The sequence below is a fragment of the Amycolatopsis sp. YIM 10 genome (assembly GCF_009429145.1).
Classification (GTDB): domain Bacteria; phylum Actinomycetota; class Actinomycetes; order Mycobacteriales; family Pseudonocardiaceae; genus Amycolatopsis.
Genome location: NZ_CP045480.1, coordinates 9,137,783 through 9,152,539 on the forward strand (window position 1 = coordinate 9,137,783; position 14,757 = coordinate 9,152,539).

The window sequence follows — 14,757 nt, forward strand, 5'->3', positions numbered from 1 at the left end:
TCCCGAGCTTACGGACTCAGGGTGAAGGCCAGCAGCGCGGTGGAAGTGAAGTCGATGGCCGGTTCGGAACTCGGCCATGAACTCAGGTCGTCGAAGAACCGGGTGTCCGGGGTGTCGAAGGTGGCCAGCGGCTTGCTGCACGGCGTGGCCCCGTCGGGCGGGGTCAGGCCGTCGAAGTTCGCCGTGCCGTTCGGCCCGTTGACCACCGCACCGTGGAGGATTCGCGCGCCCGGCTCGGTACTGCCCGCCAAATTCGCCCACCCGTCGCCCACCGCCACCCTCAACGGAGCTCCGCGCAGATTCGCTACTTGGTGGTGCGGGCAGTTCGGATACCGGCTGCCCGCGCCGACCACCAGCGAGATGCCCCACGCGTTGGCCCCGAGCGTGAAGTCGCGTTGCTGCGTGCCGAACGCGTCGTAGGCGCGGTCGCCGGTGATCCCGCGGTAGAGCAGGGCCGTGGCCGCGAATCCGAAGCTCTTGGTGGCGGCGTCGAACTGCGTCAGGTCCACGGCCGTCCGGAACGGACTGGCCTGCGCCCCGGCCACGCCCTCGTCCAGCTGCCGCCGCAGGTCGGCGACCAGTTCCCCGCGCACCCGCGGTGCGAGCCTCGCCAGGTCGGCGTGCGCGAGCGCGCTGGTGTCGTACAGGTTCAGCGTGCCCCGCTCGTCACCGCCGATGTACTCGCGCGCCCAGTGCACGGCCTGCTCGGTCCACTCCGCGGCACGCCGGTCGCCGAGCCGCTGCCCGGCCAGCGCGAGCTGCGTGGCACCCAGTTCCAGGTCGTCCCGCCAGGACGACTCGGGGTAGTAGGAGTGCGGGAAGGCGGTGACCAGCTCACCGACGCCGGCGGTCTTGGCCTTGGCGAAGATCGACGCGGCCTCGTCGAGATACCTGCGCGCCAGCTTCTTGTCGCGCTCGACCTGCGCGCCCAGCGCGAAAGCCGCGGCCACGCGGCCCGCGAGGTTCGGGCTGACCGCCTCACCCGGCGCGTTCGCCGGGAAGACCGGGCGGTGCTTGACGTAGTACTCGGGATGACCCGGCTCGACCTGCCGCGCGTCGTCGGCCTCCGGCAGGCGCCAGACGTCGTGGTCACCGAGGAAGCCGAACTTCTCGCTCCCGGTGCCGATGCCGACCTGCGCGTAGAGCACCCCGCTCCGGGCGTCCCACATCTTGTCCAGCCACCGCAGCCCGAACCGGACCTCGTCGGCGAGCGCGCGGTCGTACCGCTCGCGCAGGGCGTAGCCCATCTCCGCCAGCGAATACGCGGAGTTGGAGGTGAACTTGACGTAGTCGCCGGCGTCGGCCCAGCCGCCTTCGACGTCGAGCGGACCGCCGATCGGCTTGAGCGGTGCCAGGATCTCGTCGCCGAAGTCGCCACCGAACTCGGGCGCGGCGTAGACGGTCGCCTGCCGGTCGGCCAGGTGCGCGGGCTTGCGGTCCAGTCGTCCGGGGATGACGTCGGCGCCATCGCGTTGAGCCTGGAAGAACTCGTTGTTCGCGCGGGCGAGCGGGGCGAAGAGCCCGCTGCCGATCCGGAACTCGGGTGAGGTCGCCTCGCCGAGCTTCAGCCGGTAGGTGCCCGGCTTCTTCACCGCGCTGAAGTCGAGCTGGTGCACGGCGGGATAGGTGGTGTTCCAGGAACCGGTGGCGGCCGGGGTCCTGCCGGTGTGCACGGTCCGGCCGCGGGCGTCGACCACGCGGAACGGGGTGCCCTGGGCGGGCGCCTTTCCCAGCAGGTAGCCGATCTTGGTCTCGGCGGGGCCGTACCCGATCTGGTCGACGCGCAGCTCGCCGGTGGCGGGCGCGGCGGTGGCCGGGGCGGCGGGCGACAGCAGCAGGACGGTGAGCAGCGCGAGCGCGGGTCGTCTCACGGTTTCCCCTTTTCCGGCGGCGGGAAATAGATAGGAAACTTTCTTAACTGTTCTCCAGCAGACTGAGAAGGTAGCGCCCACCAGCGCCGATCGTCAACGGCTCAGGAAGGTCCGGAGCACCTTGGTCACCTGGGTGATGTCCGAAACCGCGACGTGCTCCTGCTGGGTGTGCGCCAGCGCCGGGTCGCCCGGCCCGAAGTTGACCGCCGCCATGCCCAGCGCGGAGAACCGCGCCACGTCGGTCCAGCCCAGCTTCGCCACCGGCTGCCCGCCGGCCGCCTGGACCAGCTCGACCGCGGCCGGTGCGTCCAGTCCCGGCAGCGCCCCCGCCGAAATGTCCACAACGGACAGATCGAACCCGTCGAAGAGCTGGCGCAGGTGCTGTTCGGCCTGCGCGGGCGAGCGGTCGGGGGCGAACCGGTGGTTGATCTCCAGCACCGCCTCGTCCGGCACCACGTTGCCTGCCACGCCGCCGTGCACACGCACCGCCTGCAAGCCCTCGCGATAGGTCAGGCCGTCGATCTTCGGCGTGCGCGGCTGGTACTCGGCCAGCCGCCGCAGCGGCTCGACCAGGCCGTGGATCGCGTTCGACCCGCGCCACGCACGGGCGGTGTGGGCCCGCTGCCCGGTCACCTTCAGCCGCACGCGCATGGTGCCCTGGCAACCGGCCTCGATCACCGCGTTCGACGGCTCGCCGACGATCGCCAGGTCCGCGCGCAGCCAGTCCGGCAGCTCCCGCTCGATGCGGCCGAGCCCGTTGCGCGCGGCGTCGACCTCCTCGCAGTCGTAGAAGACGAAGGTGACGTCGTGCTTCGGCTCGGTGATCGCCGCGGCGAGGTGCAGGAAGACCGCGTCGCCGCCCTTCATGTCCACCGTGCCAAGGCCGTGCAGGTGGCCGCCTTCACGGCGGACCGGCAGGTTGTTGTTGGCCGGCACGGTGTCCAGGTGCCCGGCCAGGATCACCCGGCTCGCCCGGCCGAGGTTCGTGCGCGCGAGCACCGCGTCCCCGTTGCGGACCACCTCGAGGTGCGGGGCGTCCGCACGCAGGGCCGCCTCCACCGCGTCGGCCAACTCCGCCTCCTGACCGGACTCGCTGGGCACGTCCACCAGTGCGGCGGTCAGGTCGATCGGGTCGGCACGCAGGTCCAAAGCCATGGCCCGCAACCTACTGTGTCGTCTGCACGGGGGACGACCCCCGGACCCCCGAACTGCCAAAGTACGGTGACCGGGTGCGCATCCGCCGTTTCTCCCTCGCACTGATCGCGGTCCCCCTGCTGGCCATGGCCGGATGCGGTGGTGACGACCCGGCACCAACCCAGCCGAAGCCGGGCGAAGTGAGCCCGGAGGCGCTGCTCACCAAAGCCACCGCGCTCACCGCGGACCCCTGCTTCACCGCACCGGAGAAGCAGCGGTTCTGGCTGTGCGAGAAGTACGTCACGCAACTCGGCAGCTTCACCGGAACGGTGAACAAGCTCGCCGAGACCTTCGTCGCTCTCCGTGAACCCGGACAGCAACTGCGTGCCGGGATCGACGGCTACCGAGGCGCAGGTTGCGAGGCGGAAAGCGCCCCGGACGCGGCCATTTGCCTACGCCAGCTGGACCAGTTGAAGGCCGGTTTGGACACTGTCCGCACACGGTTGCGCGAAGCGCCCACGGCGACAGGGTGACCCCGGCTCGGTTACCGTCTCAGCCGTGACCGAGAACCCTTCACCCGAGACCACCGGGGCCAGCGGCGTCGGGCTGGCCACCATCACCACCGACGGTGTGGTGCTGGACACCTGGTACCCCCAGCCGAAGCTGGCGGACGCGGGCACCGGCAGCGGCACCGAACGGCTTTCGCGGGAAGAAGCCGTCGAAGCCCTCGGTGAGGCCGCGGCCGCGCTGCTCGGCGAAGACACCGATCGCGGCGTCGAGGTGGTCGCCGTGCGCACCCGGATCGGCAGTCTCGCCGAAGCCCCGGCCGACGCGCACGACGTGTACCTCCGCCTGCACCTGCTGTCGCACCGCCTGGTCCGGCCGCACGGGCAGAACCTGGACGGCATCTTCGGCCTGCTCGCCAACGTGGTGTGGACCAACCACGGACCGTGCCCGGTGGAGGGCTTCGAGGCGACCCGGCTGCGGCTGCGCGCCCGCGGCGCGGTGACCGTCTACGGCGTGGACAAGTTCCCGCGCATGGTCGACTACGTGACCCCGTCCGGCGTCCGGATCGCCGACGCCGACCGCGCCCGGCTCGGCGCGCACCTGGCCACCGGCACCACGGTGATGCACGAGGGCTTCGTGAACTACAACGCCGGCACGCTCGGCGCCTCCATGGTCGAGGGCCGGATCTCCGCCGGCGTGGTGGTCGGCGACGGCAGTGACGTCGGCGGTGGCGCGTCGATCATGGGCACGCTCTCCGGTGGTGGCAAGGAGGTCATCTCGATCGGCGAGCGCTGCCTGATCGGGGCGAACGGCGGCATCGGCATCTCGCTCGGCGACGATTCGGTGGTCGAGGCCGGGCTGTACGTCACCGCGGGCACCAAGGTGACCATCGACGGCAAGACGGTGAAGGCGCGGGAGCTGTCCGGCATCTCGGGCGCCCTGTTCCGCCGGAATTCGGCCAACGGCGCGGTGGAAGTGGTGCCCCGCACCGGATCCGGCATCGAGCTGAACGCGGCGCTGCACGCGAACTGACGCCCATTTGGATCAACGCGGTTCACCTACCATTAACCAGGTGACCACCGTGACGACACCACCCCGGCCCCAGGTCAGGACCGCGGCGGACCTCGGTCTGCCGCCGAAGCCGCCCAAGGCCGGGCCGGATGATCCGCCGGTGGCGCACGTGCGCGCCAAGCTCGACCGGCAGCTGCGCGCGGTGCTCGAGCACGAGCCGGGCACCCGCGCGGGCACCGATCCCGAGCACCTGCACCAGCTGCGCGTGGCGATCCGCCGGATGCGCAGCGTGCTGAAGCTGTCCGGCGGGCTGCTCGGGACCACCGCCGAGGAGGCGCGCGCCGAGCTGGGCTGGCTCGGCAACACCCTCGGTGAGGTCCGGGATTTCGACGTGCTGATCGAGCACCTGCGTGAGGTGGTCGCCGAGTTCGAGACCACCGACCAGCTCGCGGCCAGGCAGCTGGTGGCGCGGTTCGTCGCCCAGCGCGGCCAGGCGAAGCGGCGGCTGACCAGGGTGCTGAACAGCAGCCGCTACGCCACGGTGCTCACCATGACCGCCCAGCTCGCGCGGCCGGCCGAGGTGGAGATCGAGTCCGATGTAGACAGCGCGGACACGGTGGGCACCCCGGTCCGGCGCGGCGACGTGGATCTGGTCGGCGCGCTGAAGAAGCCGTACCGGAAGCTGGCCAAGGCGGTGGCCGCACTGGGCGAGAACCCACCGAACGACGACCTGCACGCGCTGCGCATCCATGGCAAGCGGTTGCGGTACGCCGGTGAGCTGGCCAAGCCCGCCGCGCCGGACAAGGCCTCGAAGCAGGCGATCAAGGTGCTGGTGAAGGCGGCCGAGCGACTGCAGACCGTGCTCGGCGACCACCAGGACGCCGTCGTCGCCGCGGACCGCGTCCGGGCACTGGCCGCCGACGTCGAGCCGGCGGTCGCCTTCATCGCCGGGCGCATCGTGGAACGCGAGCACCTGCGCTGCGTGGTGGCGCGCTCGATCTGGCCGGACGTGGTCGCCGAAATCGACGAGGCCGCCAAGGTCCTGCTGAAGAAGTCCTAGCTGATCGAGCCGATGTAGCCGTCCGGCCGGACCCGGACGATGGTGCCCGGCGTCACGTCGTAGATCTCCAGCGCGAGGCCGTCGATCCGGTGCGCGTGCTCCTCGCCGGGCGCCGGGCAGCCGAAGGCCAGGGTTGTCCAATGTGGACCCCGGAAGAGGTCGAACAGCCGGGTCTTCTCGTCCACCGGGCCGTCCGGGGCGCGGTCACCGGCGACCACCCGGCCCGGCTCGGCGCGTGAGTCCCGCGCCAGCGGGCCGCCCGCGTAGCTGATGCCGAGCTGGTGGAACTCCGTTCCCCGCCGGAACGCTTCGGGGTTGCCGTCGGTGTACTTCTTCAGCGTCGCCGTGCTCAGCCCGAGCACCGAAGCCGCCACCGGCAGCCGTTCCGCCTCGTAGGTGTCCAGGTGTTGCTCGGCGGCGAGCTTCCAGCCCAGGTTGACCGCGTCCTGCACGCCGGTGTTGAGCCCCTGCCCGCCGGTCGGCGGGTGTGTGTGCGCGGCGTCGCCTGCCAGGAAGACGCGGCCGTCGCGGAACCGCTCGGCCAGGCGGGTGTTCGGCCGCCACACGGTCGACCAGGACAGGTCGTGCAGCCGGATGTCCATGCCGCCGGAGAACCGGTCGAGCAGCGCCTGCAGCCCCGCCAGCGACGGGTCGCCCACCAGCGGCGCGGCGAACTGGAACTGCTCGCCGCCCGACAACGGCGTGAGCACGATCCCGTCGCGCGGGTCCGGGGTCAGCCCGAACCAGTGGGCGAAGTCGTGGTCCAGCCCGTCGGCCGCGACGTCCCCGAGCAGCATGCGGATCGACTCGTCCGTGGTGCCCTCGAACGGGATCCCGAGCGACTTCCGCACGAAACTGCGTCCCCCATCGGCGCCGACCAGGTAGTCGACGCGCATCCGCTCGGCGTCGTCGAGCACCACGTCGACGCCGTCGTCGTCCTGCCTGAACCCGGTCAGCTCGGTGCCGAGTTCAACGCGCACCCCGAAGCCCGCGAGCCGCTCGCGCAGGATCTCCTCGGTCCGCGACTGCCCGAGCATGCACCCGTTGGGATACGGCACGTCCGGCGTCGGCTCCTGTGGCTCGAACATCACGTGCTCGCCGACGAACTCACCGGCCACGTGGGCACGAATCGGCGGCGGCATGGTGATCCCGGCGTCGAGCACCGCTTCGAGCACCCCGAGGTCGTCGAAGACCTCCAGCGTGCGCGGCTGCAACCCGTCACCCCTCGAACCGGCGAAGAACTCCGCCGCCTTGTCCACCACCCGCACGTCGACCCCGCGCCTGGCCAGGTCGACGGCCAGGGTCAGCCCGGTCGGCCCGGCTCCCGCGATCAGCACCCGCATGACTGAATCTCCATTCACTGAATTTAGATTCACTATGACCGCTGCTAGCGTTCGGTGTCAAGGAGGTGGCGGTGACCAGTACGACCAGCCGCAAGCAGAAGGCGGCGGAAACCGAGGCGGCGCTCAAGGCCGCGGCGCGACGCGTGTTCGCCAGGCAGGGCTATCTGAACACCAAGATCACCGACATCACGGCCGAAGCGGGCCGGGCCGCGGGCTCGTTCTACAACCACTTCGCGGGCAAGGAAGAGCTGCTCGAAGCGCTGCTGACGGACATGTTCGCCGAGGCGGACGAGGGGATCGCCGATCCGGAGCACGACCCGGACTTCTCGAAGCGCTCAGCGGTGCGCTGGCACGTGGCGCACTTCTGGCGGTTCTACCGCGAGCACCTGCCGGAAATGGTGGCGCTGCGCCAGGCCGCGATGGTCAACGAGAAGCTGGGCAGGCGGCTGCAGCAGATGACCGTCGCGGACAAGAAGCACCTCGTCGGGCACTTCGCGCGGTTGCCCGGCCTGCCCGGCGATCCGGAACTGGTCACTTCGGCGATGACCGCGCTGATGGACCAGTTCGCCTACACCTGGCTGGTGGCCGGCGGCGACGGCCGCGACCTGTCCGACGACGAGGCGATCGACCTGCTCACCGACTTCGTCCACCGCGGCGTCGCCGGAACGGCCTAGTCGGCGGGAAAGGCCTACGCGAGGCGGTTCACGGCGGTGAGGACGCGTTCGTCGGTCGCGGTGAGCGCGATGCGCACGTGACGGCCGCCGCTGGGGCCGTAGAAGGTGCCGGGTGCGACCAGGATGCCGCGTTCGGCCAGCCAGTCCACGGTCTGCCAGGCGTCCTCGTCCCTGGTCGACCACAGATAGAGGCCCGCCTCGGAGTGGTCGATCCGGAAACCGCTGTCCTTCAACGCCTTCCGCAGCGACTCCCGGCGGCGGGCGTAGCGCTCGCGCTGGGCGGCGAGCGCCTCGTCGTCGGTCAGCGCGGCGACCATCGCCTCCTGCACCGGCCTCGGCACGATCATGCCGGCGTGCTTGCGGATCGCCAGCAGGCCGGCCACCAGCTTCGGGTCACCGGTCACAAAACCCGCGCGGTAGCTGGCCAGGTTCGCCGACTTCGACAGCGAGTGCACGGCGAGCAGCCCGTCGAGCCGTCCACCGTGGACGGACGGGTGCAGGATCGACAGCGGCTCGGCATCCCAGCCGAGGGCCAGGTAGCACTCGTCGGAAACCACGATCGTGCCGCGCTCGCGCGCCCATTCGACCACCTTGCGCAGGTGCTCGACGCCGAGCACGCGCCCGGTCGGGTTGGACGGCGAGTTCAGCCAGAGCAGCTTGGGCCGCTGCGGGCCGAGCTGGGTCAGGCCGTCGGCACGGACCACGGTCGCCCCGGCGAGCAGCGTGCCGACCTCGTAGGTCGGGTAGGCCAGCTCGGGAATGACCACCAGGTCGCCGGGACCGGCCCCGAGCAGCCGCGGCAGCCAGGCGACCAGCTCCTTGGAGCCGATCGTCGGCAGCACCGCGTCCGGCTCGACGCCGCCGATGCCGTGGCGGCGCCGCAGCGCGTCGATCGCCGCGGCGCGCAACGCCGGGGTTCCGTGCGTGGCCGGATATCCCGGCACGTCCGAGACCGACGCGAGCGCGTCGCGGATCCCGGCCGGGACCGGGTCCACCGGGGTACCGATGGACAGGTCGACCACGCCGTCCGGATGGGCCTGCGCCTTCGCCTTGGCCTCGGCGAGCGAGTCCCAGGGAAAATCGGGTAGGGCGATGCTCATTCGCCCTGCGGGGGAAGGTCCTTGATGAACTGGGGGTCGTGGCTGGTCTTGCCGACCTTCGACGCCCCGCCCGGCGAGCCCAGCTCGTCGAAGAAGTCCACGTTCGCCTTGGTGTAGGGCGCCCACTCGTCGGGGACGTCGTCCTCGTAGTAGATGGCTTCGACCGGGCAGACCGGTTCGCACGCACCGCAGTCCACGCACTCGTCGGGGTGGATGTAGAGCATCCGATCACCCTCGTAGATGCAATCGACGGGGCACTCGTCGATGCACGCCTTGTCGAGCACGTCGACGCAGGGCTCGGCGATCACGTAGGTCACAGTGCTCTCCTGCTTGTGTCTGTTCGGTCTGGCCGCACGGCCGACATTACGCGGTCACGAGGGGTCCGTGGTGGTGAGGCCACCCTTATTTCGCCCACTGAACACCCCCGATTCCGGGGTCACCATACCCGGAGTATGCGAATTACCGGGAGCGTCGTTTGCGGTCCTGGTCGCGCTGGTCGCCGGTGATCACGAAAGCGGGCTTCGGCTCGTCGCCACCGGTTTCCGCCTGCTTGGCCCGGACGGCCTTGGTGAAGCTGTCCGCGATCTCGTCGACCAGGTCCTCGTTGTGCCGGTCGTCCTTGCGGGAGACGCTCATCTACTCCTCCAGCCAGTCGGCGCCCACGTGCACAATCTAGCCCGTGGAACCCGCGGAAACACTCGAACTCCAGTGTGCACTGGCTTGGCCGCCGATGACCGGGGAGCGGCTCGGGAACTGGTGGTTGCGGGCGGCGGGCGGCTTCACCGGCCGCGCGAACAGCGCACTGGCCGTCGGCGACCCCGGCCTGCCCATCGCCGACGCGCTGGGCCGCGCGTGTGACTTCGCCCACTCGCACGGTCTCGACCCGGTGGTGCACGCCATCAAGGACAGCGCCGTCGAGCACGCGCTCACCGCTCTCGGCTGGGTGCCGAACGTGGCCCACGAAGCCGGCCACGAGGTGTCCGTACTGGTCGGCCCGCCGGGCGGACCGGCCGAAACCTCGCGGATGCTCGAAGTACCGACTCCCGGATGGTGGGAACTGTGCGCGGGCACCAGTGAGCCGACGGAAGCGCAACGGCACGTGCTCACCACCGCGCCCGTGCTCGGTTACGGCGTCGCGGAAATCGGCACCGAGACCGCCGGCGCGGTCCGGGGCGCCGTCGTCGACGACGTGCTGCACGTGTCACGGCTGGCGGTGCACCCCGCGTACCGGCGCAAGGGCCTCGCGGCCGACCTGATGGCCGCCGTCGGCGCCTGGGGCGCGGCACGCGGAGCGACCCGGTGCGCACTTCAGGTGGCGGTGACGAACGCCCCCGCGCTCGCGCTGTACGAGCGGCTGGGGTTCACCGAGCACCATCGGTACCGCTACTGGGTCCCCGGTGCCCCCTCGTGCGAGGATCGTTCCTCGTGAAGGTTGTCGTTGTAGCCGGCGGGGTGGGCGGCGCCCGTTTCCTGCTCGGCGTGAAGGCCGCGCTCGGCCTGCCCCCGATCGGCCCGGCCCCGGAGGGCTCCCCGCACGAGATCACCGCGCTGGTGAACACCGGGGACGACGTGTGGATGCACGGCCTGCGCATCTGCCCGGACCTGGACACCTGCATGTACACCCTGGGCGGCGGGATCGACACCGCGCGCGGCTGGGGGCATGCCGGTGAGACCTGGACGGTCAAGGAGGAACTGGCGGCCTACGGCGCCGAGCCGGACTGGTTCGGCCTCGGTGACAAGGACATCGCCACCCACCTCATCCGCTCGCGCATGCTGCGCGCCGGGTACCCGCTCTCGGCGGTCACCGAGGCGCTGTGCGACCGCTGGCAGCCGGGGGTCCGGCTGCTGCCGATGACCGACGACCGGGTGGAAACGCACGTGGTGGTCGACGATCCGGACGAGGAAGGCGGCCGCAAGGCACTGCACTTCCAGGAGTGGTGGGTGCGCTACCACGCCGAGTTGACCGCGCATTCGATCGTCGCGGTCGGCGCCGAGGAGTCCTCCCCCGCGCCCGGTGTGCTGGACGCGATCGCCGAGGCGGACGCGGTGCTGCTGGCGCCGTCGAACCCGGTGGTCTCCGTCGGCACCGTGCTGTCCGTGCCCGGGATCCGCGACGCGCTGCGCAAGACCAGCGCCGGCGTGGTCGGCATCTCGCCGATCATCGGCGGGAAACCGTTGCGCGGCATGGCCGACGCCTGCCTGACCGCGATCGGCGTGGAGACCTCCGCGCAGGCCGTCGGCAGGCACTACGGCTCCCGCCAGACCTCGGAGGGCCTGCTCGACGGCTGGCTGATCCAGCGCGGCGAGACCGCCGACGTGCCGGGCGTGGCGGTGCGCCCGGTGCCGCTGCTGATGTCCGATGTGGACGCAACCGCGAAGATGGCGCTGGCCGCACTCGATCTGTCCGGAGTGGACGTTGACTGATCACGCCTCGGCGAAGCTGGAGATCCTGCCGGTCACCGGACTGCCCGAGTTCCGCCCCGGCGACGACCTGACCGGCGCGATCGCCGGCGCGGCGCGCTGGCTGCGCTCCGGTGACGTGGTGGTGGTGACCAGCAAGATCGTCTCCAAGATCGAGGGGCGGCTGGTCTCGGTCCCCCGCGACCCCGAATCGCGGGACGCCGCGCGGCGCAAGCTGATCGAGGACGAGTCGGTGCGCGTGGTGGCCCGCATCGGCCGCACGGTGATCACCGAGAACCGCAACGGGCTGGTGCAGGCCGCCGCCGGGGTCGACGCGTCCAATGTGGACTCCGGCGAGGTGGCGCTGCTGCCCGCCGATCCGGACGCTTCGGCCTTCGCGCTGCGCGCGGGCCTGCGTGAGCGGCTCGGCGTGGAGGTCGCGGTGATCATCACCGACACCATGGGCCGGGCGTGGCGGGTCGGCCAGACCGACGCCGCGATCGGCTCGTCGGGTTTGCGCGTGCTGCACTCCTACGCCGGTGAGGTGGACGAGCACGGCAACGAGCTGGCCGTCACCGAAATCGCGGTGGCCGACGAACTGGCCGCCGCGGCGGACCTGGTCAAGGGCAAGCTGGGCGGCACGCCGGTGGCGGTGGTCCGCGGGCTGGCCATCGAGGACGACGAGTCCACCGCGCACGACCTGGTCCGCCCGTGGGAAGACGATCTGTTCCGCCTGGGCACCAGCGAAGCCGTCGAACAGGGTCGCAAGGAAGCCGTGCTGGTGCGGCGTTCCGTGCGGGCGTTCACCGAGGATCCCGTGGCACCGGAGGTGATCCGGCGCGCGGTCGGCGTCGCACTGACCGCGCCCGCGCCACACCACACGCGGCCGGTGCGGTTCATCTGGGTGCGCGACCAGGCCAAGCGGAAGGCGCTGCTGGAGGCCATGCGCGCGTACTGGCGCGCCGATCTGGAAGGTGACGGGTTCACCCCGGAGCAGGTCGAAAAGCGCCTGGCGCGGGGAAATCTGCTGTTCACCGCGCCGGAGCTGGTGTTGCCGTTCCTGGTGCCGGAAGGCGCGCACACCTATCCCGACGACCGGCGCAACGCCTGTGAGCGCACCATGTTCACGGTCGCGGGCGGGGCCGCGGTGCAGGGACTGCTGGTGTCGCTGGCCGCCGAAGGGCTCGGCTCGCTGTGGGTCGGCTCGACGATCTTCTCCGCCGACGTGGTGCGCTCGCAGCTCGGGCTGGGTGCGGATTGGCAGCCGCTCGGCGCGGTCGCCATCGGGCACCCCCTGGACGGCCCGTCCGGTCCGCGCCCACCCCGCGACCTCGACGAAGGGCTGGTCGAACTGTGAGCCTGCACGCCGACACGCTGTCCACTTTGGACAACTGGAAGGCGCCGACCGCGACCCAGGAGTCGTTGCGGCAGGCGTTCCTCGGTTTTGTCGCGGCCAGGGAGGACACCTGCGCGCGGTCCTGCGAGGCCGGGCACATCACCGCGTCCGCGGTGGTGCTCGACCACGCCGGGGAGCGGGTACTGCTGACCCTGCACCCGCGCGTCGGCCGGTGGCTGCAACTGGGCGGGCACTGCGAACCCGGCGACACCGCGCTGGCCGACGCCGCGCTGCGCGAGGCGGCCGAGGAGTCGGGCATCACCGGGCTGACCATCGACACCGACCCGGTCCACCTGGACGTGCACCCGATCACCTGCTCGCTCGGCGTGCCGACGCGGCACTTCGACGTGCGTTTCGTGGTGCGGGCACCCGAGGGCGCGGAACCGGTGCGCAGCGACGAATCGGACGACCTGCGGTGGTGGCCGATCGCCGCACTGCCCGCCGGCTCGGAGGACCTGACCGAACTCATCGCGGCGGCCGTCGAACACGCTTGATTTTGTATTGCCCTCTGTGTCATTCTCTTGCTACAAGGGGTGACACAAGGGGGAGTCATGACCAGCGTGTTCGGGCCACCACCCACGGCGGCGCCCGTGGTGGGCGAGTTCCAGTTCGCGTTCGCCCGGACCTGGCTGTTCAAGCAGGGCATCCACGCCGAGCCGACCTGGTTCATCGCGATGCGGCTGGCCGGGCGGGGACATGCCCGGTACCAGGCTTTCACCGCCCGGCACCCGGTCGCGTCCACGCTGCTCGCCTTTGTGCCGATGCTGCCCGGCTTCCTGGCCACATTCGGGGGTCGCATACCGGGCGCTTGGTTGCTCCTCCCCTTCTGTCTCGTCCCCTTCGCCGTCAGCGCCTGGTTCAACCACGAGGAAGCGGTCGGCGAGCGACGCGTCGCGACGATCCTGCCCCGCCGCGTCGCCCGTCCGGTCGCGCCGAAGTGGACCGACTTCGTCACCGGCTGGCACGCCTGCGCGCTGGTGCTGACCTACTTCGGCGGGTTCGGAATGGCCGCGGGCCTGATCGTGCTCGGTGAGGTGCTGGCGGGCAGCCTGCTGGCCGGAGGGATGCTGCTCGGCGTGGGCGTGACCACCTGGCAGACGAGACGGGTCCTCAACCGACCGGCACTGGCCGTGGACGCACTCACCCTGCTCGTCGACGACCGGCTGCGCGCGGAAGACGTGCGCGGCGCGGTATTTCCGGTGGCGGCGATCGTCTTCTTCCTCGTCCCGGTTAGCCTCACCGATCTGGTCGCCGTCCAACTCACCCTGTTCGGGCTGTGCGTCGCTTCGTTCGTGTGCTGGGGCGTCGGTGGCCGCCGGGCCAAGGCGACCAGGAAGCGTAGGGTGGGCGCACCATGATGCTCAGCGTGGACGCCCACTCCCCCGTGCCGCCGTACGAGCAGGTTCGGTCCTCGCTCGCCCGGCAGATCAACGACCGGACGCTGCCGGTCGGCACGAAGCTGCCCACCGTGCGCAAGCTCGCCGCCGATCTCGGGATCGCGCCGAACACCATCGCTCGGGCGTACCGGGAGCTGGAGGAGGCGGGCCTGATCGAAACCCGGGGCCGGGCGGGGAGTTTCGTCGGGTCGTCCGGGGACCAGTCCCGGCAACGCGCCCAGGAAGCCGCGGCGGAGTACGCGGCCGTGGTGCGGAAGCTCGGCCTGAGCCAGGGGGAAGCACTGGCGATCGTGTCGGCCGCACTGGACGGCGGCCAGGCGGCCCAGGGCGTGCCGCGCCTCACCCCGCGCCCGGCGCGATGAAGCGCTGACTACGCTCGGGTGCGCCTGACCTGGAGGCGGACATGATTGGAATCTCGCCCATGTTGTTGGTTGTCGTGCTGGGCCTGCTGGTGGTGATCGGCGGCGTGGTGCTGGCGGTGGTGCTGGTGCTCAACGGGAAGAAGAAGCAGTTGCCGCCGCAGCAGTACCCGTATCCGCCGCAGTACCCGGGTGGCCAGTTCCCCGGGCAACCGGGCCAGTTCCCTGGTCAGCCAGGCCAGATTCCTGGTCAGCAGGGCCAGTTCCCCGGGCAGCCAGGCCAGTTCCCTGGCCAGCCGGGCCAGATTCCCGGTCAGCAGCCCGGCCAGTTCCCCGAGCAGCCCGGCCAGTTCCCCGAGCAGCCCGGGCAGTTCCCCGGGCAGCAACCGCCGGGGCAGCAGTTCCCCGGGCAGGCGCCGGGGCAGCCGCCGGGTGAGCAACCGCCGGGGCCGCCATCGGGGCCGCAGCCGCCGCAGAACCAGTAGGCGCCGGAGCCGGGGCCGCA

17 protein-coding genes are annotated in these 14,757 nt (G+C 71.2%); 11 read left to right on the forward strand and 6 right to left on the reverse strand.

The annotated features are described in order from the left end of the window. Nucleotides 1-8: 8 nt before the first annotated feature. Both YIM_RS42330 and dapE read right to left on the reverse strand, forming a co-directional pair. On the reverse strand, nucleotides 9-1,871 hold the full coding sequence (locus tag YIM_RS42330; RefSeq protein WP_153035710.1) for a glycoside hydrolase family 9 protein: 1,863 nt from the start codon (nucleotides 1,869-1,871) through the stop codon (nucleotides 9-11). A 93-nt stretch (nucleotides 1,872-1,964) separates the two neighbouring features. Then, the gene (gene dapE, locus YIM_RS42335) at nucleotides 1,965-3,026 is read right to left on the reverse strand and encodes a succinyl-diaminopimelate desuccinylase (RefSeq protein ID WP_153035711.1); all 1,062 of its coding nucleotides are present in this window, start codon (nucleotides 3,024-3,026) and stop codon (nucleotides 1,965-1,967) included. Between the two features lie 74 nt (nucleotides 3,027-3,100). On the opposite strand from dapE, the gene YIM_RS42340 reads away from it, so the two are divergent. Genes YIM_RS42340 through YIM_RS42350 form a run of 3 tightly spaced genes read left to right on the forward strand, consistent with a single transcriptional unit; the run spans nucleotide 3,101 to nucleotide 5,583 of the window. Continuing rightward, on the forward strand, nucleotides 3,101-3,538 hold the full coding sequence (locus YIM_RS42340; protein ID WP_153035712.1) for a hypothetical protein: 438 nt from the start codon (nucleotides 3,101-3,103) through the stop codon (nucleotides 3,536-3,538). 25 nt (nucleotides 3,539-3,563) lie between these two features. Then, nucleotides 3,564-4,544, forward strand: coding sequence for a 2,3,4,5-tetrahydropyridine-2,6-dicarboxylate N-succinyltransferase (dapD, locus tag YIM_RS42345; protein ID WP_153035713.1), 981 nt, complete (start codon nucleotides 3,564-3,566; stop codon nucleotides 4,542-4,544). 49 nt (nucleotides 4,545-4,593) lie between these two features. Further along, nucleotides 4,594-5,583 carry a CHAD domain-containing protein gene (locus tag YIM_RS42350; protein ID WP_153037601.1) on the forward strand — a complete coding sequence of 330 codons (990 nt, stop codon included), beginning with the start codon at nucleotides 4,594-4,596 and terminating at the stop codon, nucleotides 5,581-5,583. On the opposite strand, the gene YIM_RS42355 is transcribed toward YIM_RS42350, so the two are convergent. Further along, nucleotides 5,580-6,926: an FAD-dependent monooxygenase gene (locus tag YIM_RS42355; RefSeq protein WP_153035714.1), complete on the reverse strand. Its 1,347-nt coding sequence runs from the start codon at nucleotides 6,924-6,926 to the stop codon at nucleotides 5,580-5,582. The two genes, YIM_RS42350 and YIM_RS42355, sit on opposite strands and share 4 nt — an antisense overlap. 71 nt (nucleotides 6,927-6,997) lie before the next feature. Between YIM_RS42355 and YIM_RS42360 the strand changes: the two genes are divergently transcribed. Continuing rightward, entirely contained in the window at nucleotides 6,998-7,600 is a 603-nt protein-coding gene (locus YIM_RS42360) for a TetR/AcrR family transcriptional regulator (protein ID WP_153035715.1), read from the forward strand. 14 nt (nucleotides 7,601-7,614) lie between these two features. Here the strand turns inward: YIM_RS42360 and dapC are convergent, their stop codons facing one another. The 3 genes from dapC to YIM_RS48790 form a co-directional block, all read right to left on the reverse strand. Continuing rightward, a complete protein-coding gene (dapC, locus tag YIM_RS42365; RefSeq protein WP_153035716.1) occupies nucleotides 7,615-8,700 on the reverse strand; it encodes a succinyldiaminopimelate transaminase in 1,086 nt (361 codons plus the stop codon). Continuing rightward, nucleotides 8,697-9,017, reverse strand: a complete 321-nt coding sequence (fdxA, locus tag YIM_RS42370) for a ferredoxin (RefSeq protein ID WP_153035717.1) — start codon at nucleotides 9,015-9,017, stop codon at nucleotides 8,697-8,699. The genes dapC and fdxA overlap by 4 nt, the downstream gene beginning before the upstream one ends. Nucleotides 9,018-9,159: 142 nt before the next feature. After that, a complete protein-coding gene (locus YIM_RS48790) occupies nucleotides 9,160-9,336 on the reverse strand; it encodes a hypothetical protein (protein WP_194239928.1) in 177 nt (58 codons plus the stop codon). A gap of 43 nt (nucleotides 9,337-9,379) precedes the next feature. Here YIM_RS48790 and YIM_RS42375 point away from each other — a divergent pair, with 43 nt between their 5' ends. The 7 genes from YIM_RS42375 to YIM_RS48795 are packed head-to-tail and all read left to right on the forward strand — an operon-like array spanning nucleotide 9,380 to nucleotide 14,737. Further along, entirely contained in the window at nucleotides 9,380-10,129 is a 750-nt protein-coding gene (locus YIM_RS42375) for an N-acetyltransferase (RefSeq protein ID WP_153035718.1), read from the forward strand. Continuing rightward, the gene (gene cofD / locus YIM_RS42380; protein ID WP_153035719.1) at nucleotides 10,126-11,124 is read left to right on the forward strand and encodes a 2-phospho-L-lactate transferase; all 999 of its coding nucleotides are present in this window, start codon (nucleotides 10,126-10,128) and stop codon (nucleotides 11,122-11,124) included. Before YIM_RS42375 ends, cofD begins: the two co-directional genes overlap by 4 nt. Continuing rightward, on the forward strand, nucleotides 11,117-12,457 hold the full coding sequence (locus tag YIM_RS42385; protein ID WP_153035720.1) for a coenzyme F420-0:L-glutamate ligase: 1,341 nt from the start codon (nucleotides 11,117-11,119) through the stop codon (nucleotides 12,455-12,457). Before cofD ends, YIM_RS42385 begins: the two co-directional genes overlap by 8 nt. After that, nucleotides 12,454-12,990: an NUDIX hydrolase gene (locus tag YIM_RS42390; protein ID WP_153035721.1), complete on the forward strand. Its 537-nt coding sequence runs from the start codon at nucleotides 12,454-12,456 to the stop codon at nucleotides 12,988-12,990. Before YIM_RS42385 ends, YIM_RS42390 begins: the two co-directional genes overlap by 4 nt. 57 nt (nucleotides 12,991-13,047) lie before the next feature. Further along, the gene (locus tag YIM_RS42395; RefSeq protein ID WP_153035722.1) at nucleotides 13,048-13,854 is read left to right on the forward strand and encodes a hypothetical protein; all 807 of its coding nucleotides are present in this window, start codon (nucleotides 13,048-13,050) and stop codon (nucleotides 13,852-13,854) included. Beyond that, complete coding sequence (locus YIM_RS42400) at nucleotides 13,854-14,255, forward strand: GntR family transcriptional regulator (protein WP_370469049.1); 402 nt, start codon at nucleotides 13,854-13,856, stop codon at nucleotides 14,253-14,255. The genes YIM_RS42395 and YIM_RS42400 overlap by 1 nt, the downstream gene beginning before the upstream one ends. Nucleotides 14,256-14,314: 59 nt before the next feature. Further along, nucleotides 14,315-14,737, forward strand: coding sequence for a hypothetical protein (locus YIM_RS48795; RefSeq protein WP_194239929.1), 423 nt, complete (start codon nucleotides 14,315-14,317; stop codon nucleotides 14,735-14,737). The last annotated feature ends 20 nt before the right edge of the window (nucleotides 14,738-14,757 follow it).